General features: G+C 44.5%; 19 protein-coding genes and 3 tRNA genes. 19 read left to right on the forward strand and 3 right to left on the reverse strand.

Annotation, left to right across the window (positions count from 1 at the left end):
* The 3 genes from GX089_13730 to GX089_13740 form a co-directional block, all read left to right on the forward strand.
* On the forward strand, positions 1 to 1,267 hold a 1,267-nt coding region (locus GX089_13730; GenBank protein NLP03551.1), incomplete at its 5' end, for a radical SAM protein.
* A gap of 219 nt (positions 1,268 to 1,486) precedes the next feature.
* Complete coding sequence (locus tag GX089_13735) at positions 1,487 to 3,271, forward strand: hypothetical protein (protein ID NLP03552.1); 1,785 nt, start codon at positions 1,487 to 1,489, stop codon at positions 3,269 to 3,271.
* A 74-nt stretch (positions 3,272 to 3,345) separates the two neighbouring features.
* Positions 3,346 to 3,834, forward strand: a complete 489-nt coding sequence (locus tag GX089_13740) for a hypothetical protein (GenBank protein NLP03553.1) — start codon at positions 3,346 to 3,348, stop codon at positions 3,832 to 3,834.
* A gap of 89 nt (positions 3,835 to 3,923) precedes the next feature.
* On the opposite strand, the gene GX089_13745 is transcribed toward GX089_13740, so the two are convergent.
* Entirely contained in the window at positions 3,924 to 4,247 is a 324-nt protein-coding gene (locus tag GX089_13745; GenBank protein ID NLP03554.1) for a hypothetical protein, read from the reverse strand.
* A 331-nt stretch (positions 4,248 to 4,578) separates the two neighbouring features.
* Between GX089_13745 and GX089_13750 the strand changes: the two genes are divergently transcribed.
* From GX089_13750 to GX089_13760, 3 genes are all read left to right on the forward strand, one after another.
* Positions 4,579 to 7,437 carry a CHASE2 domain-containing protein gene (locus GX089_13750; GenBank protein NLP03555.1) on the forward strand — a complete coding sequence of 953 codons (2,859 nt, stop codon included), beginning with the start codon at positions 4,579 to 4,581 and terminating at the stop codon, positions 7,435 to 7,437.
* Between the two features lie 160 nt (positions 7,438 to 7,597).
* A complete protein-coding gene (locus GX089_13755; GenBank protein ID NLP03556.1) occupies positions 7,598 to 9,766 on the forward strand; it encodes an SUMF1/EgtB/PvdO family nonheme iron enzyme in 2,169 nt (722 codons plus the stop codon).
* A gap of 399 nt (positions 9,767 to 10,165) precedes the next feature.
* Positions 10,166 to 10,552: a fluoride efflux transporter CrcB gene (locus GX089_13760; protein ID NLP03557.1), complete on the forward strand. Its 387-nt coding sequence runs from the start codon at positions 10,166 to 10,168 to the stop codon at positions 10,550 to 10,552.
* A gap of 136 nt (positions 10,553 to 10,688) precedes the next feature.
* Here the strand turns inward: GX089_13760 and GX089_13765 are convergent.
* Together GX089_13765 and GX089_13770 are read right to left on the reverse strand one after the other, a co-directional pair.
* Positions 10,689 to 10,764 (reverse strand) — tRNA-Glu (locus GX089_13765).
* Positions 10,765 to 10,804: 40 nt separating this feature from the next.
* Positions 10,805 to 10,875, reverse strand: a tRNA-Gln gene (locus tag GX089_13770).
* Between the two features lie 336 nt (positions 10,876 to 11,211).
* On the opposite strand from GX089_13770, the gene GX089_13775 reads away from it, so the two are divergent.
* The 13 genes from GX089_13775 (at position 11,212) to xseB (ending at position 23,371) form a co-directional block, all read left to right on the forward strand.
* A tRNA-Val gene (locus tag GX089_13775) sits at positions 11,212 to 11,285 on the forward strand.
* 81 nt (positions 11,286 to 11,366) lie between these two features.
* On the forward strand, positions 11,367 to 13,271 hold the full coding sequence (gene thrS, locus GX089_13780) for a threonine--tRNA ligase (protein NLP03558.1): 1,905 nt from the start codon (positions 11,367 to 11,369) through the stop codon (positions 13,269 to 13,271).
* Positions 13,272 to 13,290: 19 nt separating this feature from the next.
* Positions 13,291 to 13,902 (forward strand): translation initiation factor IF-3, encoded by a 612-nt coding sequence (locus GX089_13785; protein NLP03559.1) that lies wholly within the window; start codon positions 13,291 to 13,293, stop codon positions 13,900 to 13,902.
* A 36-nt stretch (positions 13,903 to 13,938) separates the two neighbouring features.
* Positions 13,939 to 14,133: a 50S ribosomal protein L35 gene (rpmI, locus tag GX089_13790; GenBank protein NLP03560.1), complete on the forward strand. Its 195-nt coding sequence runs from the start codon at positions 13,939 to 13,941 to the stop codon at positions 14,131 to 14,133.
* A 122-nt stretch (positions 14,134 to 14,255) separates the two neighbouring features.
* Entirely contained in the window at positions 14,256 to 14,603 is a 348-nt protein-coding gene (gene rplT / locus GX089_13795) for a 50S ribosomal protein L20 (protein ID NLP03561.1), read from the forward strand.
* Positions 14,604 to 14,800: 197 nt separating this feature from the next.
* Entirely contained in the window at positions 14,801 to 15,832 is a 1,032-nt protein-coding gene (gene pheS / locus GX089_13800) for a phenylalanine--tRNA ligase subunit alpha (protein ID NLP03562.1), read from the forward strand.
* 76 nt (positions 15,833 to 15,908) lie between these two features.
* Positions 15,909 to 18,296, forward strand: a complete 2,388-nt coding sequence (locus GX089_13805; protein ID NLP03563.1) for a phenylalanine--tRNA ligase subunit beta — start codon at positions 15,909 to 15,911, stop codon at positions 18,294 to 18,296.
* A gap of 207 nt (positions 18,297 to 18,503) precedes the next feature.
* Positions 18,504 to 18,767, forward strand: coding sequence for a cell division protein ZapB (gene zapB / locus GX089_13810; protein ID NLP03564.1), 264 nt, complete (start codon positions 18,504 to 18,506; stop codon positions 18,765 to 18,767).
* A 28-nt stretch (positions 18,768 to 18,795) separates the two neighbouring features.
* On the forward strand, positions 18,796 to 19,098 hold the full coding sequence (locus GX089_13815; protein ID NLP03565.1) for a cell division protein ZapA: 303 nt from the start codon (positions 18,796 to 18,798) through the stop codon (positions 19,096 to 19,098).
* Between the two features lie 167 nt (positions 19,099 to 19,265).
* Positions 19,266 to 20,843, forward strand: coding sequence for a ribonuclease Y (gene rny, locus GX089_13820; protein NLP03566.1), 1,578 nt, complete (start codon positions 19,266 to 19,268; stop codon positions 20,841 to 20,843).
* A 126-nt stretch (positions 20,844 to 20,969) separates the two neighbouring features.
* Positions 20,970 to 21,767, forward strand: coding sequence for a TIGR00282 family metallophosphoesterase (locus GX089_13825; GenBank protein NLP03567.1), 798 nt, complete (start codon positions 20,970 to 20,972; stop codon positions 21,765 to 21,767).
* Entirely contained in the window at positions 21,760 to 23,013 is a 1,254-nt protein-coding gene (locus GX089_13830) for an exodeoxyribonuclease VII large subunit (protein ID NLP03568.1), read from the forward strand. The genes GX089_13825 and GX089_13830 overlap by 8 nt, the downstream gene beginning before the upstream one ends.
* Before the next feature lie 43 nt (positions 23,014 to 23,056).
* Complete coding sequence (gene xseB / locus GX089_13835; protein NLP03569.1) at positions 23,057 to 23,371, forward strand: exodeoxyribonuclease VII small subunit; 315 nt, start codon at positions 23,057 to 23,059, stop codon at positions 23,369 to 23,371.

The following is a 23,371-nucleotide window of genomic DNA, read 5'->3' on the forward strand; positions in this document are numbered from 1 at the left end:
AAGGATCTCGAAACAGGTTTTGCCCGATTCTGTTGTGGTTTACGGGGGAATCAATGCGACATTTACAGCACAGGATGTGCTAAGAGATATTCCTGAGATAGATTTTATCATAAAAGGTGAAGCTGAACTGTCTTTTCTTGCGTTATGCAACAGTATTCTGAGGGGTTCCGGATTACCGGATTTCAGTATTCCCGGTCTGTGTTACAGGAAGGATGTGGAGATCGTTGAGAATAAGCCTCAGAGGATTAACGATCTTTCTGTTCTGCCAATTCCAAATCGGGATCTTCTTGGCGACTTCTATAATTTAGAGATGGAGTTTATTGGCGGGCCTGGTGATTTTGTTATGACATCGAGGGGCTGTCCCACAGCGTGCAATTTCTGTGCAGCATCGAGGATGTTTCCCGGCGGCCTGAGATTAAGGCCGATTGATTCCGTGATGAGTGAGATTGAATACCTGCTTTCACGGAAAAAACTCTCTGGAATAAAGATATTTGACAGCACATTTACCGCTGATAGAGGACATGTTGAGGAGTTCTGCAGCCGGATGAAAAGCGTTAAAATACCGTGGGAGTGTGAAATCCGGGCTGATACGGTCGATTATGATCTGTTAAAACTGATGAAAGAGAGCGGCTGCTATTATATCAACATGGGAATGGAAACAGCGAATCAATCCCATCTGAGACATATTGCTAAAGGTATCACGTCGGAACAGGTTCTGGATGTTTTATCGATCTGTAAAAAACTTGATATCCGCTCCAAGGTGTTTTTTACATTTGGTCATTTGAATCAAACGTTTAAGGAGTGTCTGGATGATATCGGCTTTATTGAGAAGAACAGGGATCGCATAGATTTTTTTGCAGTGACTGTGGGTATGAGAATTTATCCTGGTACCAGACTTGAAAAAGAGTGCAGGGAAAGAGGTATCATCAAAAAGAGTTTTTTCTGGACAAAGACTGCAAGAAAACCTGGTAACTTTTTGATTTTTGAACCCGGAGATATTCCTGTTTTATTTCAGAAGCAGCTTGGCCCTGTCAGGTTGATGCTGATCCTTCTTATCCTTTTCAGTAAAAGGCTTATATGTACAGAGCGGTTTTTACTGAAGATGACACTTGAAAATCTCACAGGGATACTGAGGGCTTTAAGACTGGGATTGAGGCACGCCGGGTACTGTATCGAGAGAATGATGGGCAGGGGCCTGGGGGACAGGGTATGGGAAGGTACATGTTACGACACCGATGTTGTAAACCTGGCAGAGAGTAATAACTGACGGGTAATTTCTTCTTTTTAATTTTGGAATAATCCTGCAAGACATTGGTGATAGAAACAGACATTGAGGAATATCTTACCAAGTCAGGAATTGAGGCGTTGAAGCCGAAAAAGAACTGATCACACTATTTAACCTGACACTGCTTTCCTGTATTAATTTATAAATAAACCGGCATGACAGAGATCCACCTTCGATCAAAACCGGATCATAGGGGTAACCATGTTCGCAGAAAACCAGAAATCCCGCAGGCTGCCGTTAAAAATTAATCTTTTCTTAACGGCTGTTGTCTTTTTTTCTGTTGCAATCACAGCAGAGACTAAGAATTACAGGTATGCGGCAGTAATCAGTTCCGGAGCATATTCTGAACCAGGGTGGAAGGCTGTAGCTGATTCGTTGGTCAAAAAGCACAAGGCCGGGCTTTTTACCTGGGTATCATCGGTAACTGAAACGAAGGATGCTCTTTCTAAATTCAAGCCCGATTACATAGGCTATATAGCCCGTCCGGTCATAGAGTGCAACTCCTCATTTATAGTTACAGTAAGCCGCTTGAGCCGTCAACTGGATGAAGATCCCTACGGTGATGCTGTATGGGGGATAATTACAGGTCCCGACGCATCTGCGGCCCTTAGAGCCATATCCGATACTCTGCTGATCAGAACTGTGCTTGCTGCAAGTAATAATCTCTCCTATGAGCCGCCGATAAGGCGTTTTTACCAGGCAATAGGAATGACCTGCGATTCTTACATCAGAACCGACTACCTGTTTCCGGAAAACCGGGGAAAGGTATACACTGTAAACAAACGTCCCGATAATGAAAGCGACCGGATAGTTCTGGTGAGTAAATGGCTCAATGCCGGTTCACTGAATGTCAGCATTGCCGGGGAGGGGACAATTACCGGGCCTGTGGATTGTATCATTACAGGGGGGCATGGAAATGTAAACCTGTGGCAGTGCCATTACCCTGATGTCGGAACAGAGGGTTTTATGCGGTCGTCAGACGGTAAGCTTTACGGAGCTCCATATTCCGGAGGTCGTCTGGATATTAACGCACCCACACCAAAGGTTTACTGGTGCGCAAGTAACTGCCTGATGGGAAACCCCGACAATAAGAACAACTTCGTCTATGGGGCGTTTGGATCCGGTAAAGCGGTACAGATGTTCGGTTTTGTAAATAATGCTTCATCCGGAAATGAGTTCATGGCGTGGGGAGTTTACGACCGCATAACGAAGAGCGCCGGAAAATATACTCTTCCGGAGGGATTTTTCATATCCAACAACAATGCTCTTTTTGAGATCCTGCATCCCAGTGGACAGTTCAATGCAAATCTGGTACGCAATTTCATGGATTCGACGGTTATCTATGGTGATCCTGCAGCGAAGGTTAATTTTCAGGAGTTCGGTGATTCTGCCAGTGTGTACAAAACAGACTTGACCTTCACACAAAACGGTTCCGGAACTGCCGATTTTACCTTTAAGGTTACCATGCTGGCACATGATCTTGAGTACGGAGCGGGCTACTGTTATCAGTTCCGGCCGATAAGCCTGCTGCCTGTGCGTATTGATCCCTCTACAGTTGTCATTACCGGTAATGATGGGCATTTAGCCGAGATAACCGATAATCTTCTTATATGGGAAATGCTGTCAAACAAGGAGAAACTCCCCAAGGGTGAATCAAGGGTTCTGCGATGGACGGCAAAGATTATGGATCTGGAGACCGATGTCCGGAATTACAGCACCCTTAATAACCGCAGCGTACCAAAGCCGCGGATTATGGCTTTCCCAGGAACAGGAAAAGAGATTCTTGTCAAGGTACATGGTTTACCTGCCGGCAGATACGATATCAGGGTGGTGGGTATGTCGGGAAGACAGCGTTACAGGGGAAATTTTATTTCCTCAGGAACTGGTATGCAATCATTCACATTGGAGCATGCCGGGGCAGGGGTTCAATTGATTCAGCTCACCAGAGATGGTCAGGTTCTGAGCGGATTTTGCTGTAAGCCCTGAGTGATTTTATTTTGAAAAACATTGTGTATTGTTGAAGCGAAACACCTCAGTAATTTTTGATCAGACAGGACATTATGAAAAGATTAATCTATACTCTCCTTTTTCTTTTCCCGGCCGTTTCGATTGCATCCAGAGGAGAATGGAGTATCGGTGGAAAACTGGGTCTTGAACAGAACAACAGTAATGCTGGATTCAAGGCTGCGGTAAAAGCCGAGTACAATATCAGTAAATTCCTCAAATGGAGAACCGATTTTGAAGTCTTCTTCCCTGACCTCAATGATGCAGCCCGGGTTGACATATCGGTTCCATCAAACCTGCTTTACTATCCTTTGGGATCTTATCTGAAAATCGATCCGTATATTGGTCCTGGATTGACCTACAAATATACCTGGAACGGGGATAATTATCTGGGATTGAATGCCCTTGCCGGGGTAAACTTTCATCTGATAAAAGATAATGTTTTTGGAATTGAGGCAAAGTATACGTTCCTGTTTGTTCCTGAATTGGGGGGGGCATGGGAGGTCGGACTGACCGGTACCTGGGAGCTTAATTTCGGCAGGTAAGAATTGAAGTATTATTCAAGGATGGGGGAGGAGAAGAGCAGAAACTGCATAATGGATGCGATACGGATCTGACAGAGAATCGGTTTAGTTCAATATAGTTTGTATTTTAAATTCAGTTCACAGTACTTTCTGATCAATTCTTCCTTATGCTTTTTGTACGAAACCAGTTCCTCGAATGTCGCGGTTCTGTTTATTATCTTTTCCAGCATGTAAAGATCTTTGAGATCATAATCCGGTTCATCCCACTTTTGAGGAGGCACTAATCCTGCAAGAAACTGTTTTTTCGAATCATTGAGAATACGCAGTATTACTTTTTCCTCAGGGCTGAAAATGCTGTAATCGTATTTACTAAGAAGAATGATGATGCGATTGATGCAGGATATCTTTGCGCTGCGAATGTCTTTAATCTCCATACTATACTCTTCTCTTTACCAACCATAGGTTGTCGGTATTCTTTCCATTTCCAGCCTGCCGCATTTTCCTCTCATTGTGCTTTGCAGAGCGGGTAGAAATGGAATTGGGAAAACGGAAAATGTTCTGCCTTAATCCGGAATATCCGGGTAAGGATGCAAGTCTTGATTAATGTTAACCAGATTAATATAATGATTAGTGATTCCGGGCTGGAAAAAAAATTGAGAAATGATCTGAAAACAAATTCTCTGTGAAAGTTTTCTAACCACATTGATACCTCGCATACTGAAAAAAGCACTCATTTGTCTGGGTATTGCCTCAACCGGGCTCCTGTTGACTTACTGGCTTTTTCCTGACATGGTTGAGTCAGTTGAAAACCAGACCTATTATCTAAGGTGCAAATGGGTGCTTGGCAGAAAATATCTGGAAAAAGATGACCAGTCCCAGATTCGCAATGCTCTGAATATAAAAATAATAGATATTGATGAGCGAAGTGTTTCCAGAGACAAATTAGGGTATTACGGGAACTGGAAACGCAATACACATGCGCAGCTTATTAACTCTCTGCAGAAGCATTATCCTGCCGCGATACTTTTCGATATATGCTTTCATGAACCTGAAGACAGCAATATCAGTGTTAATACTACAGAAATCCTGAAGAATGTTATAGATGCCAACCCCGGAATGCGTATACCACCTTCTTTCCTTGACAGTGTAGCATCCTCAATCGATTATGACCTGCAATTTGCAAATGCCACTAAAAATGCCGGAAATGTGATCCACAGCGTTTCTATGCGGAACAAGGATGATTTCAGTGAATTGGAGTGGAAAATAGCCGGCAAACGGACATCGGTGCCATGGTTAAAATCACTCAACAGCAGCGGCTATTTCAAATTGCATGATCCTGATGTGATAAGATCTTTCGGCATCATGAATACCAAACCGGTGATCGATGGCACTTTTCCGTCACTTGCCAGTTCCGCAATGAGCATAGGCTTTGTCAATGCTCCCCCGAATGAAGACGGTATCATCCGTTCGGTTCCGCTGTGTTACAAATACGGTGACAATAATCTGGCACTGCTGAGTCTGAGTGTATCGGCAGCATGCAGGCTTTTTGGAACTCAGGACTCGGAAATTGTATACAAACCCAAAAAATACCTGGAGATCGGAAAACCGTTTAAAGTTTTTAAAACCAGTGATGGTTCCATCAAAATCTCTTTCCCCAAATTTTCATCATGGCAGCTTAAGGTTTTGCTTGACAGTAAAAAAGAGATCCGGGATCTGAAAGAGGGGCAATCCCTGGAGGTCTCATCATTTTGTTCTGCAGGATTCGATTCTCTGTCCGGTCAATATGTATTTCGCCTGTTTGGAGGTAATATCTCCCGGGACATTTTAAAGGAAGTGCAAAAAAGGTCACTGGAGGATTACCTGCAGATGGATGAGGGTGAGAAGATAGAATTGCTTTCTGAAACTTATATTGAAAAAAGTACTGCCGATGAGTGGGTTTTGATCTCTAATACGGATGGAAATGAAGTTTGGCTGCAGAAAACAGACCTGAAGACAATATTAAAAATCAATTTAGACGAGATCGGGAACACCTCTGAAAAAAACCGGCTTTTGTTCTACAGTCTGACTGTGACCAGGAAGAATGGTCAGCTCTTCTCTTCGATTCCGGTGTTAACCGAACCGGTTCTTACAGAACTGCTGGACTATTCGTGGAATGATATATTGTCAATTCCTGAGGGTAGAAGGCTTGAAATCGGACCTTCAGTGAGAATTCCGCTGGACAGGGAGAATCTTCATACCATTAACTATATCGGTCCGGCCAAAACTTTTCCCTACTATTCTTATTATGATATTCTCAATGACAGGGTGCAGGGTAATCTTGACGGGAAGATATTTATTGTCGGGTCAAGTCTGCCAAATCTCTTTGATATCAAACCTGTTCCACATGACATCTCTTTTCCTGGTGTTGAAATCCACGCATCAATGCTCAACTCAATTCTTCAGAATACCTTTATTAACAAGTGGGGTGAAAGAGAAACCCTGATCTTACTGGCGTCAATCGCAATACCCGGCACACTGCTTTTTACTCTTTTTTCTCCTGTACTGGGATGGTTTGTCCTCCTGGCAGGTATTTTCATGCATTTTTTGATTGCCCTGACTCTGTTCGGCATTTTAAAAACATGGATTCCTGTCTCTCAGCCTTTGTTTCTGATGGTTTACATATACGTTTTATCGATAGCTTACCGCTTTTTAGTCGAGGAGAGGAATAAGAAGTATTTACATTCAACTTTTTCTGCCTATCTTTCCCCTTCGATTATCAATGATATGTATAAGAAAAGGATGGTTCCGCAGCTTGGAGGCATAGAGAGCGAAATTACCGCCTTCTTTACCGATATACAGGGGTTTTCAAGTTTTTCTGAACAAATTGGTTCTCCAAGAAAATTAGTGACACTTCTCAACGAATATCTCTCTGAGATGACAAATGCTCTTCTTGAGTACAATGGTACTCTGGATAAATATGAGGGTGATGCAATTATCGCTTTCTTCGGTGCACCTGTGGCTTGCCAGGACCATGCGAAGATGGCGTGCCGGACAGCTTTGAAAATGCAGAAGCAGCTCGATCGTTTACGGAAGAAGTGGACAATCGAGGGCGATAAGTGGCCGGATATAGTAAAGAACATGAGAATGCGTATAGGCATAAACAGTGGAAAAGCGGTCATCGGAAACATGGGTTCCAGTAAAAGAATGAACTATACGATGATGGGTGATGAGGTAAATCTTGCGGCAAGACTTGAGAGCGCTGCAAAGCAGTTCGGGGTTTATATGCTTGTCGGTGAGAATACTTACAATTATGTATCTGAAGAATTCGAGTTCAGAGAACTGGACAAAATAAGGGTTATTGGAAAAGTTTACCCTGTAAAGGTGTTTGAACTGATCTCTGGAAAAGGGGAAGCAGATGAGAATATTTCCGAGTTAAAAAGACTGTATCATTCAGGTCTGCAGGAGTTCCGGAACAGAAATTTTGCAAAAGCAATTGAACTCTTTACATCCTCACTGGACATAGAACCAAATAAGGATTTATGCCGGATCACACCCTCCCAGAGGATGATAGATATCTCAAAGGCCTGTTTGGACTCACCTCCCCCGGATTCCTGGGATTTTACCAATGAGTTAACGGCAAAATAGAGGTACTGGAGCAGCAGGTACCCGATTTCTATATCGATCAATACAAATTCAGAAAAGTTAAAGCCTGCATTACTGATTTATGCTATATTACTTATACGGGGTAAGGATGAACACCAGAACCATAAAATCGGGGTAGCCCGAAAATGGAGGTGATCATTCTATGATGGTCAAAAAATTGCATCCCAATTATCTCTTGTCTGCTGTCTTTTTCCTCTATGTATCCGCTTTCGCTCAGAAGATGTACATGTCAGGTACGGTTAAGGAAGAATCTGGAAGCCCGGTAGCGGGAGCTGTGGTAAAACTGAAAAGTAATGAAAACATGCGAACTACTACCAATTCCGAAGGGCAATTTGTACTCAAAAGTGAGACCTCAGTTCATAAAACCCATCCGCAACCTCTTCGTTCATCCGCAGTATTTAAAGGCTCTTATGTAGATATTAATCTCGCAGCACCATCTGATGTCAGTACAGCTATTTATTCTGTGTCAGGGAAAAAACTGTTCGGTACTAATTCCGGTAAGCTTGATGCCGGATCAAAAAGAATCCATCTACCGGTAGACAAACTAGGCTCAGGTGTTTATCTGGTAATGATCAGCTATGATGGCAACAGAAATGTATTCAGATATGTCTCAGCGAATCAGAGATATAATAATCTTGCCGATTACAGAAATAAAAATGATGACAGGGCATCGGGTGAGCCTGTGAAAAAAACGGCTGCTCCGCAAGATGAAATTGTCGATACACTCGTGGTTACTGCAGATGGATATATTGCAGAAAACTATCCTCTGAGCAGCCATTCCCAGCAGGATATTGAAATTACACTTAAAAAAGTGACAGTTGAGACAGGCAGTTTCACTGAAACCGTAAATGGTGTGTCTTTTGAAATGGTATACATCCCGGGAGGGACGTTTACTATAGGGTGTGAGAGCAGTCCATGCCCGGCTGATGCACAACCTGTTCCGGGTGTGAAGGTCAGCAGTTATCATATCGGGAAAAATGAGGTAACAGTTGGGCTGTGGAATGCAGTGATGAATGACGATGAGCAAAGCTGGGGTAGTCCCTCAATTACCAGCATCACCTGGTACGATGCCATGGAATTTGCCTGCAGATTGAGCCAGTTGACAGGCAGGAAGTATCGTATGACTACCGAGGCTGAGTGGGAATATGCTGCGAAAAATCATTTAAGCAGTTTGGCAAATATAGGCAGCACCGAGGAGTGGGCCTACAATTCCTGGAGCAGTACGCACATGGGCGGGACCGATCCAGTAGGGCCAAGCAGTGGAGAGCACACTCAAAAAACCCGGCGCGATGCACAAGGCAGTGTAGATAATATAACAGGACGTCTCATCCGTTCAATTGATGGCATAGGTCCGGCGCTACGTCTGGCCATCTCGGCTGAAATGGACTATCCTCCCGGCTATGTTCCTCCATGCGATCTCAACGCTCCGCAAATAGGTGATGAACCGGTGAATTCTTATCGTGACCCGCGATGGATCACTGGAAGTGATGCGCATTGGACAACCGGGTCCATAGCGATTGGCAACTTTGATCTCAGAGTCTGGGATGATGGTACCGCAGTGTTAAATGGAAAAAATGGTCAGTGGTTCACTTCTAACAATATCGTCTTTGTGTTTGTACCATCCTCAGGTTCCAGCGTAACATATCCGTATATCTTCCTTGACACAACGCAAGGCTCGCTTCTTTCCAGCCAGAGTTTCATGTCCGGAGGTTATATCGGGAGGATAGCGAAGAAAGCGGCTGCCAGCTACACCAAGCCGTCAGTATCCGGCCTGAAAAGCGGTGCAGAACTGGCCGCAGCAGCCGGTGAAAACTTTAAAATGATCGATATGGTCAATATCCCGGAATCGGCCAGGAAACAGGATTCGCGGCTGCTTGACGGGACAAATCAGGGATGGTTCCAGAACAACACCCAGGCCGGTGGTCTGCATCATTACAGAAAAGATGTGGATCCGGATGAATTCCGGTTTACAGTCAATAATAATGGAACCCGGACCATGCTCGCAAACGGCGCATGGTTCACAGTAAATAACGTGTTTCTGCGGGTGACACACTCAAGCGGTTATACAACTGATTTTCTGTACGCCATAGGTTCGGACGGCACATTCTATCATCTTTCGTTTCAGGCTTATGAGCGTGCTGATTTCAGGATGTTCAAGCTGGCCAACAATGGAAGTGAATTCGAATCTGTCTGCGGCAGTATCTGCAGCGGTGAGATCCCGAAAGGTGAGGGTGCCTCGATTTATGCCAGGTTTGAAAATGGGCATTCGACATTTGTGCCTGCACCGTGTCCGGCTGGCGGTTGTCAGTAAGCAGATGCAAGGATAATAACAGAAAGCCCCTTAAAAAGTTCTCATTTTAAGGGGCTTTACAATGCCTGAATATGAACTGGCGTTGTTAGAAGCTTAAATGGGGGCGCATTATTCCTCTCTACCTGTATTGAATAACCCTTAATAGAACAGTAGTAACGCCTATAAAGAAAAGATTAGCCATACTCAAAAAAGACAGATGTGTTTGAGATAAAAGATTTCTGTTAGCTAAGGATCAATTGAAGAATTATTTTTTTTACAGGTGATGGGGTTCCACCTTTAACCGCCTGCCAATAGGCTGATGACTCCTGCTATGTGCCACGTAGGAGTATTCGAAGCCCTCAATTTAAACCTCTTCGGTATACTCCTGTAAACCTCTTCAAATAAACTCAAGGAGTTTTAATGAGATCATTTATGCCGTTTCTTTTAGTGGGGACAGGCGGATTTATTGGTTCAATACTGCGCTATTTTATGACCGTTCTTTTTCAGAATTTCCATAGCCTCCCTTTTGGTACTCTGATTTCAAATTTCGCAGGCTGTTTCTTTATAGGGATTATAACGGGGCTGTCTGTCGATATTCCGCTTCTTTCAAGTGAAGCAAGGCTTTTACTTGCAACAGGTGTATGCGGGGGATTTACTACGTTATCTTCCTTTATATTCGAAATAGGACAATATATCCAAGAAGGAGAATACCTGACAGGGTCTTTTTATATGATGGGGACGCTGTCAGGTGCTGCATTGGCGTTTTTCTGGGGAATGATGCTGATCAGACTTTTTCTAAAGTGGTAAACTGTAAGGTGAATCCAAACACAGTCAACATTATGTTGTGGTCTATTATAGTAATTGGGAGAGATTGAAAATTGAGAGAAAAAACAAAAAACCCCTCAAATCTGCTTAATTTCGCTGATTTTAAGGGGTTTAAGATTGGTAGCGCTACGGGGAATCGAACCCCGGTTTGATGGCTGAGAACCACCCGTCCTGGGCCACTAGACGATAGCGCCAAAATTTCAAAGTGTATTTCAGTTCTTTTCCAACTGAAAACTGGGGTGCAAGGATTCGAACCTCGATAGCTGGAGCCAGAATCCAGAGTCCTGCCATTGGACGACACCCCAAGAATTCCGTATATCGCAAATCATTTTCAGAAAGACATAATTTAATTCATGCTTCTGCTAATAATTTGTGTTCTGGAATCAAAGAGCTTTTCAAAATCTGGATAAATATACAATTTTAAAAACGTTGGTGCAAGAAAGAGTTGAATGCAGGGTTAAACATTTACAGCTTTTTTGTATCTTCTGTTCCTTTGATACGGTTTGCGTCTATAACATAATTAATTATCTTTTTGACTTTTATCTACGGTTTTTCGTATTTTATTAAATTGCCGTCAGGATTTTCCAGAACAGTTCCGTTGATCAGGAAGTGCCGACAGCAGTAAATCTATAAACAATTCAGGGCGTTTAGCTCAGATGGTTAGAGTACTACCTTGACATGGTAGGGGTCACTGGTTCGAGTCCAGTAACGCCCATTTTCCTTCAGCCTCGTTTCCTTTGTTTTTTTTTATAAATGCAAGGGGAAGGTGGCTTGTTTTGTTGGTAGTAAATCATATATGATAATCAAGTTACCTGATAACAACCAAAAAGAGCTTCCTGAGGGAGCATCTGCGCTTGACCTTGCAAAGGCGATAAGCCCCAGGCTGGCAGGTGCGGCTGTTGCTGCAAAGATTAATGGGGCATTAGCTGATCTTTCCAGGAAACTAATCGATCAGAATCAGGTTGAGATTCTCACTTTTGATTCTCCAGAGGGAAAATCTGTTTTCTGGCACTCCTCTTCGCATATTCTTGCTCAGGCTGTTCAGGAGCTTTTCCCATCTGCAAAGATTGCGATCGGTCCTGCCATAGAGAGCGGTTTTTATTACGATTTTGATGTTGAAGAGCCGTTTACCCCTGAGGATCTTACTGCTATCGAAGCCAGGGTAAAAGAGATAGTGGCAAGGAAGCTTCCGATTCAACGCGCTGAGCCATCGATGGAGGAGGTTCGCTCCTATTTCGAGTCCAAAGGCGAGAAATACAAGCTGGAGCTTCTCGAGGAGATAGAGGGAAAGCCCAGTGTTTATGAACAAGGTGAATGGCAGGATCTCTGCCGTGGACCCCATGTCCCTGATACCGGTTATATTAAAGCTGTAAAGCTCCTTTCCATTGCTGGCGCGTACTGGCGTGGAAATGAGAAGAACCGGATGCTTCAGCGTATCTATGGAATCTCTTTCCCGAAGCAGGCGATGCTTGATGAGTATCTGAAGCTTCTGGAGGAGGCGCAGAAGCGTGATCACAGGAGACTTGGCAAAGAGTTAGACCTGTTTTCTTTTCATCAGGAGGGTGCTGGCTTCCCGTTCTGGCATCCAAAGGGGATGATTCTTTACAATCTTATTGCCGATTACAGCCGTAAACGTCAGCTTGAGGCCGGCTATAATGAAGTGAAGACTCCCATTATACTCAAAGAGGAACTGTGGCATAGAAGCGGGCACTGGGACAAGTACCGGGAGAACATGTATTTCACCACTATCGATGAGGCAGTGCATGCGGTAAAGCCGATGAATTGTCCGGGACATCTCCTGATTTACAAGACCAGCGCACATTCTTATCGTGAATTTCCCATAAAGCTGTTTGAATTCGGGCTTGTACACAGGCATGAGAAAGCCGGTGTGCTTCACGGACTCTTCCGGGTTCGTCAATTTACTCAGGATGATGCGCATATTTTCTGTACTCCTGAGCAGATAGAGGAACAGATCGGCGAAGTGATGAGCTTTATAATGGACATGTACAGGGTTTTCGGTTTTGAGGAATACAGGATCGAGCTTTCAACCCGTCCGGAAAAGTTCATCGGTTCCATCGAGGTGTGGGACAGGGCGGAAGCGGCGCTGAAGAACGTGCTTGACAAGCAGAAGTTTCCGTATCAGATAAATCCCGGGGATGGTGCTTTTTACGGTCCCAAGATCGATTTCCATATTAAGGATGTGCTGAAGCGCAGTTGGCAGTGCGGGACGATCCAGTTGGATTTCAGTATGCCTGAAAGATTCGACCTGGAGTATATTGATGCTAACAGTCAGAGGATGCGTCCTGTGATGATACATCGGGCGCTTTTCGGGTCTATGGAGCGGTTTATCGGGATTCTCATTGAGCATTACGGCGGGGCTCTTCCTTTCTGGCTTGCTCCTGTTCAGCTCAAGATTCTGCCTGTATCTGACCGTTTTATTGGTTATGCACGGGATCTGCAGAAAAAGGCCGCTGATGCCTCAATAAGGGTTGAAATTGACGAGAGAAGTGAAAAGGTTGGATATAAAATCCGTGATGCAGAAGTAAAAAAGATACCTTTCATGGCTGTTGTCGGAGAGAAAGAGCAGGAAGCGGGTACTGTATCGGTGCGACAGCATGGAAAGGGTGATCTGGGATCAAGAACGGTTACGGAGTTTTTAGAATATCTGGTCGCAGCCAATAAACCTGGTTCAAAAAATTAACTATAAAAAGGAGGTTTTTATTAACAGATTTCGTCCGTCAAACAGAGATGGAGACACAACACGGATCAATAACGAAATCAGGTCCCCGCGGGTCAGAGTAGTTGCGGATAATGGTGAAGCGCTTGGAATAATGCCGATCAGTGATGCATTGGCAAGAGCTGAAGATGCAGGGTTGGATCTGGTGGAGATTGCTCCCACTGCTGATCCCCCCGTATGCCGGATTATGGATTATGGCAAGTTTAAGTATGAGAAATCGAAAAAAGCCAAAGAGGCAAAGAAAAAACAGCATGTGATGCACCTGAAAGAGATCAAGCTGCATCCTAAAACAGATGAGCATGATTTCAATTTTAAAATAGAGCATGCGCGCAAGTTCCTGCTTAAGGGAGACCGAGTCAAGGCTACAGTAGTATTCAGGGGAAGAGAGATAACTCACATTGACTTTGGAAGAGAAATACTTAACCGCATGGATGAGAAGCTGGCTGACCTGGCTCAGGTTGAGATTAGAGCGAAAATGGAAGGAAGGAACATGATCTCTATCTATGTTCCGGATAAAGTAAAAATAAAAGAGGCTCTGCGGAAGTTTGAAGCGGAGCGTAAAAAAGAAGAAAATCAGAAGTCTGAAGCAGAGTAACAGATCTCAGGAATAAATTGAAGAACGGAGAGTATCATGCCGAAGATGAAAAGCCGCAGTGCAGCTCGTAAACGTTTCAGTTTGACAGCTGATGGGCACGTTAAGAGAAAAAAAGCCTTCAAGAGCCATATTCTTAACAAGAAGACCAGAAAAAGGAAACGCAATTTGAGGAAGACCACTCTGGTGTTTGAAGGTATGGAAAAGAAATTTCGCAGAATGATTGAGGTTTAAGGAAAGAAAAAATGTGCTGCCGGATGTTTTTTTCTCCCTTTGTAAGGGAGGTGAGATGTAATTTTAAGCCGGACACATGATGATCAGGAAAACTGATTTATTTACATAAAAGGAGTTTTGATATGCCGAGGGCAAAGAATCGTGTAGCCTCACGTGCAAAACGTAAAAAATTACTCAGTCAGACCGCCGGTAATTTTGGCAAGAGGAATAATTGTTATTCCATCGCCAAGGATACCTTTTTAAGGGCCGGTGTTTATGCTTATCGTGATCGCAAACAGAACAAACGGAATTTCCGTTCACTCTGGATTATGCGTATCAATGCTGCGGCTCGACTGAACGGCATGGCTTATGGAAAGTTCATTTCCGGGCTGAAGGCAAAGGGAATCGAGCTGGACAGGAAGAGCCTGGCTCATCTCGCGCTCCATGAACCAGATGCTTTCAAACTGCTGGTAGAAACTGTAAAGGCCTGAACAAACCATCCGGTTCCAAAGTGCTCATGGCCGGCAATTCCGCGCCGTGAGCCTCTTATCACCCATCAGGTTCAAACCCGGTAGTGAGCTTATTCTTTAGGCAAGCCCCGAGTAGCAGTATCTGACTGGTATTCCGATACTCCACAGGAAGAGCAGTTTACTGTTCTCCTGTTTTATTCATTTAAAAGGTAATAAAGATGTCTGACAGCAACGGTTCAAACAGCGCGATCCAGTTAATTGATAAGGTCCGCCGTGAAGCCGAAGCGGAACTTAAGGCAGTACATGATGAAGCCACTGCAGAACAGTTCCGTATAAAGTATCTCGGTAAAAAAGGTCTTCTAAGGGAACTGCTTAAATCTGTCAGGGAGATTCCCGAAGATCAGCGCAAAAGCTACGGTGCAGCAGCAAACCAGCTTCGTACAGAGATAGAAGAGAAGTTTGAGCTTGCACACTGGGGAAAAAAGGAGAATAAAGCGACCGAGGCATTCGATCCCGGACTCCCTGGATTTCCTTTCCCGCATGGCAGTATTCATCCTCTGATTCGTATCCGCAACCAGATCAGAGATATTTTCCTCAGTATGGGTTTTACAGTCGCATACGGTCCCGAAATTGAGAGTGATTATTACAATTTCGAGGCTCTGAATACTCCAAAACATCATCCTGCCCGCGACATGCAGGATACTTTCTACATTTCCGAATCGGTACTCCTGCGCACACAAACATCACCGGTGCAGATCAGGGTAATGGAGAAGCAGAAACCGCCAATCCGAAGTATAATGCCCGGCCGGGTTTTCAGGAATGAAGAGATCAGTGCCCGCAGTTACTGCCTGTTTCATCAGATCGAAGGGCTTTATGTCGATGAAGGGGTAAGTTTTGCGGACCTTAAAGGGACTCTGCTTGCCTTTTCCAGAAGATTTTTCGATGAAAAAACAAAAATAAAGATCCGTCCCAGCTTTTTCCCTTTTACAGAACCGAGTGTAGAAATCGATGTCGAATGTTTTCTGTGTAAAGGGGCAGGATGCAGTATCTGTAAAAGGAGCGGGTGGCTGGAGGTGCTTGGAGCCGGTATGGTACATCCCAATGTATTTAAAAGTGCAGGGATTGACAGTGAAAAGTATACCGGATTTGCTTTTGGTCTGGGAATAGAAAGAATTGCACTTCTCAAGTTTGGTATCGATGATATCAGGCTTTTTTATGAGAATGACGCGCGGTTTCTGAAACAGTTCTGATAATTTCAAAATGTTTTCCGAATGACCGCATTTTAAAAACTACATGTGGAAACTCTAAAGCGGATAAAGTCCGATTATGAAAATCGTATACAGTTGGCTTAAAGATTTTGTCGATATTGATATTCCTGTTGAGGAGCTTGCGGATGCTCTTACCGCAGCCAGCCTCGAAGTAGCTTCCATTGAGAAGTTTAAGATTCCCGATGGTGTAAAGGTCGCGAAAATTTTGGAGCGTGAAAAACACCCTGGAGCAGACAAACTTTCTGTTTGTAAAGTAGATGCCGGTGGACCTGAACCGCTCACAATAGTCTGTGGTGCCCCTAATGCCAGAGCTGGTCTGATTACAGCCCTGGCCACTATTGGTACTGTGCTTGGTCCTGATTTCAAGATAAGCAAGGCAAAACTTCGCGGGGTGGAATCCTTTGGGATGCTTTGCTCGCAGAAAGAACTTGGCATATCAGAAGATCACAGCGGAATAATAGAACTGCCGCAGGACTACAAGGTCGGTGAAGCACTCTCAGTTTACTACCCGGAAGATTCTGTGATCGAGATAGAGATTACTCCTGACCGCGGGGACTGTCTCAGTGTTCTGGGGGTGGCAAGGGAGGTTGCAGCCAGATTTGGATTACCCCTGAAAAAAACTGCTCTGATTCCAGTTGAAAAATCAGACGATCCCATTGAGAATGCAATTTCAGTCAGTATTGAGGCACCATCTGGATGTCCCAGATACATGGGAAGGTTAATCAGGGGAGTGAAGGTCGCTCCTTCTGAGGAATGGATGCAGAGAAGGCTGATAAAGGCGGGATTAAGGCCGATCAACAACATTGTTGATGTCACCAATTACATTTTACTCCATTTCGGCCAGCCGATGCATGCTTTTGATTATAACTGCATCGCTGACAAGAAGATCAGGGTTAAAAAGGCTGAGAAGGAACAGGTATTTAAGACCCTTGATAATGCAGAGCGGAAGCTTATTGGTGACGATCTGCTTATTTGGGATGGGAGCAGGCCTGTTGCCCTGGCAGGTGTAATGGGTGGTGCCGGATCGGAGATTACTGAAGATACTCATGATGTATTTCTGGAGTGTGCGTATTTTGATCCTGTAACTGTAAGGAAGACATCGAAGCGTTTAGGATTATCCACTGATTCATCATACAGATTTGAGCGTGGTGTTGATCCTGCTGATGGGCTTTCTGACAGTCTGGATACTGCTGCTGAGCTTATCAGAAAAATGGCAGGTGGGGAAGTTGCTGCAGGGCGTATAGATGAGAATCCGGGAAAGATGGTTCCCCGGGAGATCAGGATCAGACCATCGAGGGCTTCTTTAGTCTTAGGGCACAGCTTTTCAGCAGAGCAGGTTTTTTCGTTTCTTGATTCACTCGGGTTCAAATGCAAAAAGGAATCAGAGGACTCAATTCACTGCACTGTTCCTCTTTTCCGCCATGACATTACTCTGGAAGTGGATCTGATTGAAGAAGTGGGGCGGATGTATGGATATGACAATATTCCTCCCTCAGTTGCAGCCTCTGTTTCACTATATAATTCTTTGCCTCCGGTGGAGAGAATTACCGATAAAATCAGGAACTCCTTGAGCTATTTTGGCCTTAATGAGATAATGACTAACAGCATGTGTTCTGCAGCTTTACGGGATTTGCTCTCTCCGGAGAAAATGCCTGTAAAGATTCTCAATCCTCTTAACCCCGAGATGGCTATAATGAGGACGACTCTTGCCGGGAGCATGCTTGGGGTAATAGCTTACAATTTGAACCGGAAAAACCAGAACAATCATTTTTATGAGATCGGGAAGGTTTTTGAGGTAACGGAAAACGGGAAGATAGTAGAACATGATGTGCTGGGGATAGCTGTAGAGGGGAATTATTGGGGGGCATCGTGGAATACTCCTGCGTTGAAGAATGATTTCTATATTCTCAAGGGTATTTTAGAGGCTTTTACCTCTCATCTTGGAGTAGACCCGTTTAAATTTTCGCCATGTTCTAAGGGCAGCAGGATATTGGAAGGTGAAGCGGCTGTGCTGGACAATGGCCTGATAAAGGGTACAGCAGGAAGGGTTTCCGAAGGAGTATGTAGCTATTTTGATATAAAGTCGACAGTATACTATGCCGAATTGGACATCACTGCACTAATAAATACCTCAATAAAAGAGCCTGTGTACAGTCCGTTGCCGAAGTTTCCAGCTCTTGAGCGGGATTTCAGCTTTGTGCTGCCTGAGCAGATAAGTGCTCAGGCTGTAACAGAAGAGATAAGCCGGGTTTCGCCGCTGGTGGAGCAAGTAGTACCTTTTGATCTTTTCAGGGGTGAAAAGCTGGGAGCCGGCCGCAAGAGTATTACTTTTGGCGTTAAACTCCGTTCATCGGAAAAGACGCTGACTGAAAAGGAAGCGGAAGGGGTTTGTTCGGCAATAGTTTCGGCTGTGGAGGCCAAATTCGGCGCGCATCTGCGTACTTAAAATTAAGTTGACTTTTTAAATCGAATAATGTAGGATTTACAGCGATGTAAATTCCTGTCGGCTTTTATATATTATTGAATATATATTTAAAAGCAGGACAGGGATTATAAACACCTGTTTTAAACTGTAGTAAGATGTTAATTTTAAAGTCTTTCTTTAGATAAACCTTCAGGTTGTATAATTATAACGAAGGGAGAGATTTTGTCCGTGGATTTTCTTAATGAATTAGAAAACAAGGTAAATGCACTTATTACTACCCTGGAGAGCATGCGGCAGGAGAATTCCAGGCTGAAAGAGGAGATTGAAAGTAACAACGGTCGTATTCAGGGAATTGAAGAAGAGAATGCTCGTTTAAAAGAGGAATTAGAGGCGCAGAGGGTTGATTCGCAGGGCGCCAAAGAAAAGATGAACGTTGCCGCGGAGAGGATTCAGAATCTCCTTTCCAAACTGGATACGGCAGTTCAGCAGTAGTGTTTTGCTGTAGTGGGTCGGGAGGTTTATGAGCACGTCTATGGAGAGTGTTCGTGTCGTAATCTTTGGCGTAGAGTATTCTATCAAAGCTGATGTCGACATTGAAACAACCAGGCAGATCGCTCGGTACGTCAATTCAAAGATGGCTGAAATTCACGAGAATACGGCGTCAAGGGATCACATGAAGATTGCTGTAATGTCGGCTTTGAATATCGCCGGTGAGTATTTTGAATACAAGGCCAAATATGAAGAAGGTGCCAGAAAATTAAATGAACTTCAGGAAAAGCTAGCATCGTTGAATAAAAAAGTTGACGGTGTACTTGGTTGTTAGATCAGGCATCCGCGTCCGAACTCCTCAATAGACCCCTCCTAAGCTGACAAGGTCACTTGTCGGTCTTAATGTTTCCATTGCAGCAAAATTAAAAAGTGTGAGAGACACCGGAGCAGGTTTTTTCTGTTCCGTTTATATACATTCAGCAACTTTTAAGGGAGGTTTTAATGAGTACACCACTCATTTTGATCATAATAGGAATAGTGTGTGTCACTTTAGGTTTTGCTGCCGGTTTTTTCTGGCGTGTAATTACGGATCGGAAGTACAAGGAAGACAGAGAACAGGAAGTGCAAAGAGAGGCTGAGCGGATAATAAAAGAGGCTCAGAAAGAGGCAGAACTTCAAAAGAAGACAGCGATTCTGGAAGCTAAAGATGAATGGTTCAGGGCTAAATCAGAATTTGAAAAGGAAGCTGCGAAAACAAGAGATGCTATCAGGCAGGATCAGCAGAGGATAAAAGAGCTTGATCTTGATTTGAGGCGACGGGATGAGGTAATAAGCAAAAGAGAATCGGAATTTGCTGCCAGAGAGAATTTCCTGAATTCAAAAGAGAAAACTCTGCGAACCAAGGATGCAGAGCTTACCCGTCTGATTGCTCTGGAAAATGAAAAGCTTGAAAAGATCTCTCACATGACCCAGGAAGAAGCAAAGAAGATGTTGCTTGAGAATCTGGAGAGCCAGGTGCGTTATGAGTGTGCTCAGATGATAAAGGAGATTAAGGATCAGGCTAAGGCTGAGGCGGAACGGGAATCGAAGGAGATTATTCTGCAGTCTATCCAGCGTTGTGCTGCAGATACTACTGTGGAATCGACAGTGTCTGTTGTTCATCTTCCCAATGATGAGATGAAGGGAAGGATTATCGGAAGGGAAGGGCGCAATATCCGGTCCTTTGAGGAGGCTACCGGTATTGATGTCATAGTTGATGACACACCTGAAGCTGTGATTCTGTCCGGTTTTGATCCGATCAGGCGTGAAGTTGCCCGTCTGGCGCTGGAAAAATTGATTCAGGATGGCAGGATTCATCCCGGACGGATCGAGGAATTGATTAAAAAGAGTGAAAAAGAGCTGGAAAAGATAATGAAAGATGCTGCCGAAGAGGTGATTTTTGAACTGGATGTGCATGCATTGAAGCCGAAACTTGTAGAGATGCTGGGCAGGCTTAAATACCGCACATCGTATGGACAGAATGTGTTGCAGCACAGTAAAGAGGTGGCTATCCTGGCTGGTCTCATGGCCTCTGAACTGGGTCTTGATCCTAAAATTGCAATCCGTGCCGGTCTTCTGCATGATATAGGTAAGGCGATTGACAGGGAGACTGAGGGGACACATTCCGAACTTGGAGCCGAGCTGGCTTTGAAAAATGGTGAAAATGAGATAATTGCCAATGCAATTGCGGCGCATCATGAAGACGTCCCTCCGATTTCTGTTTATCCTATTCTTATTCAGGCTGCTGATACAATCTCGAGTACAAGGCCTGGAGTACGGAGAGAAACACTTACTAACTATATTAACCGTCTCACTAATCTGGAAGAGATTGCAGATTCTTTCAGAGGTGTTTCCAAGACGTATGTTATCCAGGCTGGTCGTGAGATTCGCTGTATAGTTGAGCCGGAGCAGGTAAATGATGCTCAGGCGGAGGAACTTGCAGGCCAGATCGCGCTGAAAATTCAGGATGAGATGGAATATCCGGGACAGATAAAGGTTACTATAATCAGAGAAAGCAGATATACGGAATACGCAAAGTAATCATGTAGTTCCGGAAAAAAAACAGTTTTCTTGCCGGAGACCTTTGTCTCCGGTTTGTTTTTAAAGGATAATGAATCAATTATGGAAAAGGCATGGGAATTATGAACTCATGTCTGGGGTGATGTAATGCGGATCCTTTTCATAGGAGATATCTTCGGGAATACCGGGCGGCGGGTACTTGCAGAGCGTTTGCCGTCCATTATAAAAGAGAAGTCAATTGATGTCTGTATCGGCAATGGCGAAAACGCTGCCGGGGGGCGGGGACTCACAGGAAATCTTTTCAAGAAGCTTCGCAAGTATGGTGTGAACATTGTCACTGGCGGCAACCACTCATTTTCGATACCAGACAGTGATATCGGATTCATGGAAAATGAGTGTGTGCTCAGGCCTCTTAATTTTCCTCCGGGTAATATAGGCAGGGGAACTACCGTAATTGGCCTCGGGGATGGGAGAAAGATCGGGGTCATTAATCTTCAGGGGCGCACTTTCATGCATGAAGCTCTGGACTGTCCTTTTCGTACAGGGAAGGCAGCGGTTGAAGAGACGCGCAGGGAGACACAGGTCATATTGATAGATTTTCATGCTGAAGCAACGAGTGAGAAATTGGCACTGGCCAGCTATCTTGACGGAATGGTAAGTGCCGTTGTCGGTACTCACACACATGTACAGACCAGTGATGAGCGGATTCTTCAGGGTGGTACTGCTTACATCAGTGATGTGGGTATGACCGGGCCGGAGGATTCTGTGATCGGCATGAAAAAAAAGCAGGTTATTCGACGCTTTCTTTTGCAGACACCTGTCAGGTTTGAGCAATCGGAATCAGGGCCTATGTTAAACGGAGTGGTGATAGAAGTTGATGAAAGCAGTGGAAAGGCTCTATCCATCGAGAGAGTTTACGAACGGGTGACTTTCAGGCATGAGTGAAGATTTTATCTTTCTATCCCCTCAGGAATCGGATTATCCCTATTCAGTCAGTGAAATAAACGAAGGAATTGCCCTTCTTCTGGAATCAGGAAATTCGCTTGTGTGGGTAGAGGGCGAAATTTCCAACTGGAAGTCATCCTCCAGCGGTCACATTTACTTCAGGTTAAAGGATCATCAGAGCCAGATCCCTGCAGTGATCTGGCGCAGTAATGTTTCCCAGTTGAAGTTTGAACCCCGAGACGGGATAGCGGTGAGTGCGATAGCCTCAATCAGGGTTTATCAACGTGGAGGTTATTACCAGCTTGATGTGCATAGAATGCAGGAACTGGGCAGTGGGGTACTTTTTGCTGCTTTTGAGCGCCTGAAAGCATCTCTGGAAAAAGAGGGACTCTTTGATCAATCACACAAGAAGCCTCTTCCTCAATCGGTACGCAGGCTTGGGGTGGTGACTTCAAAGAGGGGGGCAGCTTTAAGGGATATTGTCCGGGTCGTTTCATCGAGAGCACCGCAGACAGAGATCGTGATAGTCGATGTGCAGGTGCAGGGTGACAATGCTGCATGCGAGATAGCATCAGGGATAAGAGCGCTTAACGAGTATGGCAGAGTGGATTGTATAATTGCAGGGAGAGGTGGAGGATCAATAGAGGATCTGTGGGCATTCAATGAAGAGGTCGTGGCCAGAGCTATTTATGATTCCAGAATACCTGTAATATCTGCCGTGGGGCATGAGATCGATTTTACAATCGCGGACTTTGTAGCTGATGTTCGTGCTGCTACTCCATCTGCAGCAGCAGAGATTGCAGTCGCGGATAACAGAGAGAACCTGCGATATTTTCAGAATTGTGCTGAGAGGTTTACCGGTGCTGCCTGCCGCTATTTTAACAATGTTTATTCCAGGTTTGCTGTTCTGTCGGAGAGCCGGGCGTTGCGCAGGCCGATTAAGATGCTTTCAGAGGCTGCTCAGGTGATAGATGATATGGAGTCACGATGCTGCAGGGAGATGGAGATATTGCTCAGGAGAAAGCATTCTCAGATATCTGCCGCATGCGGGAGGTTAAGCGGGCTCAATCCCCTTTCGATTCTGGCCAGAGGATACAGTGTAGTGAAAGGAGAAAACGGGGATGTCATTCGCAGTTCGCAACAGGTTAAAGTTGGTTCGCGGGTAAAGATAAGATTTTTCCAGGGCAGTGCCGGAGCGCTTATAAATTCCGTCGATGATGATACGGAATCAAAAACAGCTTTTTGACATCCTAAAACACAGTGAATTAGTTTAATCATATCGGTAGAACATGAAAGAAAACAGAATATCAAAAAAGGTCTTGAAACCGGCAGTTGGAGAACCGCTTTCGGTTTTGAGTTTCGAGCAGTCTCTTGAGGAGCTTGAGAGGATTATAGAGGAACTTGAGAGGGAGGATCTCAGTCTTGAGGATGCACTGCGGTATTTTGAGCAGGGCATAGGGATGATCCGTACCTGTGATTCTCAGTTAAAAAGTGCTCAGGGACGTTTGACAGAACTTTTCAAGGGAGAAAACGGCCAGTTCATGGAAAAGGTGCTTGGCTTGACACTGGAATCGTTTTTAAGTGGAGATAATTCCGATGAATGA

This window comes from Fibrobacter sp. (assembly GCA_012523595.1).
GTDB lineage: Bacteria > Fibrobacterota > Chitinivibrionia > Chitinivibrionales > Chitinispirillaceae > JAAYIG01.

Excerpts from the sequence above, each read along its gene's own strand:
- GX089_13735 (NLP03552.1), top strand. The coding sequence starts at position 1,487 with ATGTTCGCAGAAAACCAGAAATCCCGCAGGCTGCCGTTAAAAATTAAT.
- GX089_13740 (NLP03553.1), top strand. The coding sequence starts at position 3,346 with ATGAAAAGATTAATCTATACTCTCCTTTTTCTTTTCCCGGCCGTTTCG.
- GX089_13745 (NLP03554.1), bottom strand. The coding sequence starts at position 4,247 with ATGGAGATTAAAGACATTCGCAGCGCAAAGATATCCTGCATCAATCGC.
- GX089_13755 (NLP03556.1), top strand. The coding sequence starts at position 7,598 with ATGATGGTCAAAAAATTGCATCCCAATTATCTCTTGTCTGCTGTCTTT.
- GX089_13760 (NLP03557.1), top strand. The coding sequence starts at position 10,166 with ATGAGATCATTTATGCCGTTTCTTTTAGTGGGGACAGGCGGATTTATT.
- thrS (NLP03558.1), top strand. The coding sequence starts at position 11,367 with ATGATAATCAAGTTACCTGATAACAACCAAAAAGAGCTTCCTGAGGGA.
- rpmI (NLP03560.1), top strand. The coding sequence starts at position 13,939 with ATGCCGAAGATGAAAAGCCGCAGTGCAGCTCGTAAACGTTTCAGTTTG.
- rplT (NLP03561.1), top strand. The coding sequence starts at position 14,256 with ATGCCGAGGGCAAAGAATCGTGTAGCCTCACGTGCAAAACGTAAAAAA.
- pheS (NLP03562.1), top strand. The coding sequence starts at position 14,801 with ATGTCTGACAGCAACGGTTCAAACAGCGCGATCCAGTTAATTGATAAG.
- GX089_13805 (NLP03563.1), top strand. The coding sequence starts at position 15,909 with ATGAAAATCGTATACAGTTGGCTTAAAGATTTTGTCGATATTGATATT.
- GX089_13815 (NLP03565.1), top strand. The coding sequence starts at position 18,796 with ATGAGCACGTCTATGGAGAGTGTTCGTGTCGTAATCTTTGGCGTAGAG.
- rny (NLP03566.1), top strand. The coding sequence starts at position 19,266 with ATGAGTACACCACTCATTTTGATCATAATAGGAATAGTGTGTGTCACT.
- GX089_13825 (NLP03567.1), top strand. The coding sequence starts at position 20,970 with ATGCGGATCCTTTTCATAGGAGATATCTTCGGGAATACCGGGCGGCGG.
- GX089_13830 (NLP03568.1), top strand. The coding sequence starts at position 21,760 with ATGAGTGAAGATTTTATCTTTCTATCCCCTCAGGAATCGGATTATCCC.
- xseB (NLP03569.1), top strand. The coding sequence starts at position 23,057 with ATGAAAGAAAACAGAATATCAAAAAAGGTCTTGAAACCGGCAGTTGGA.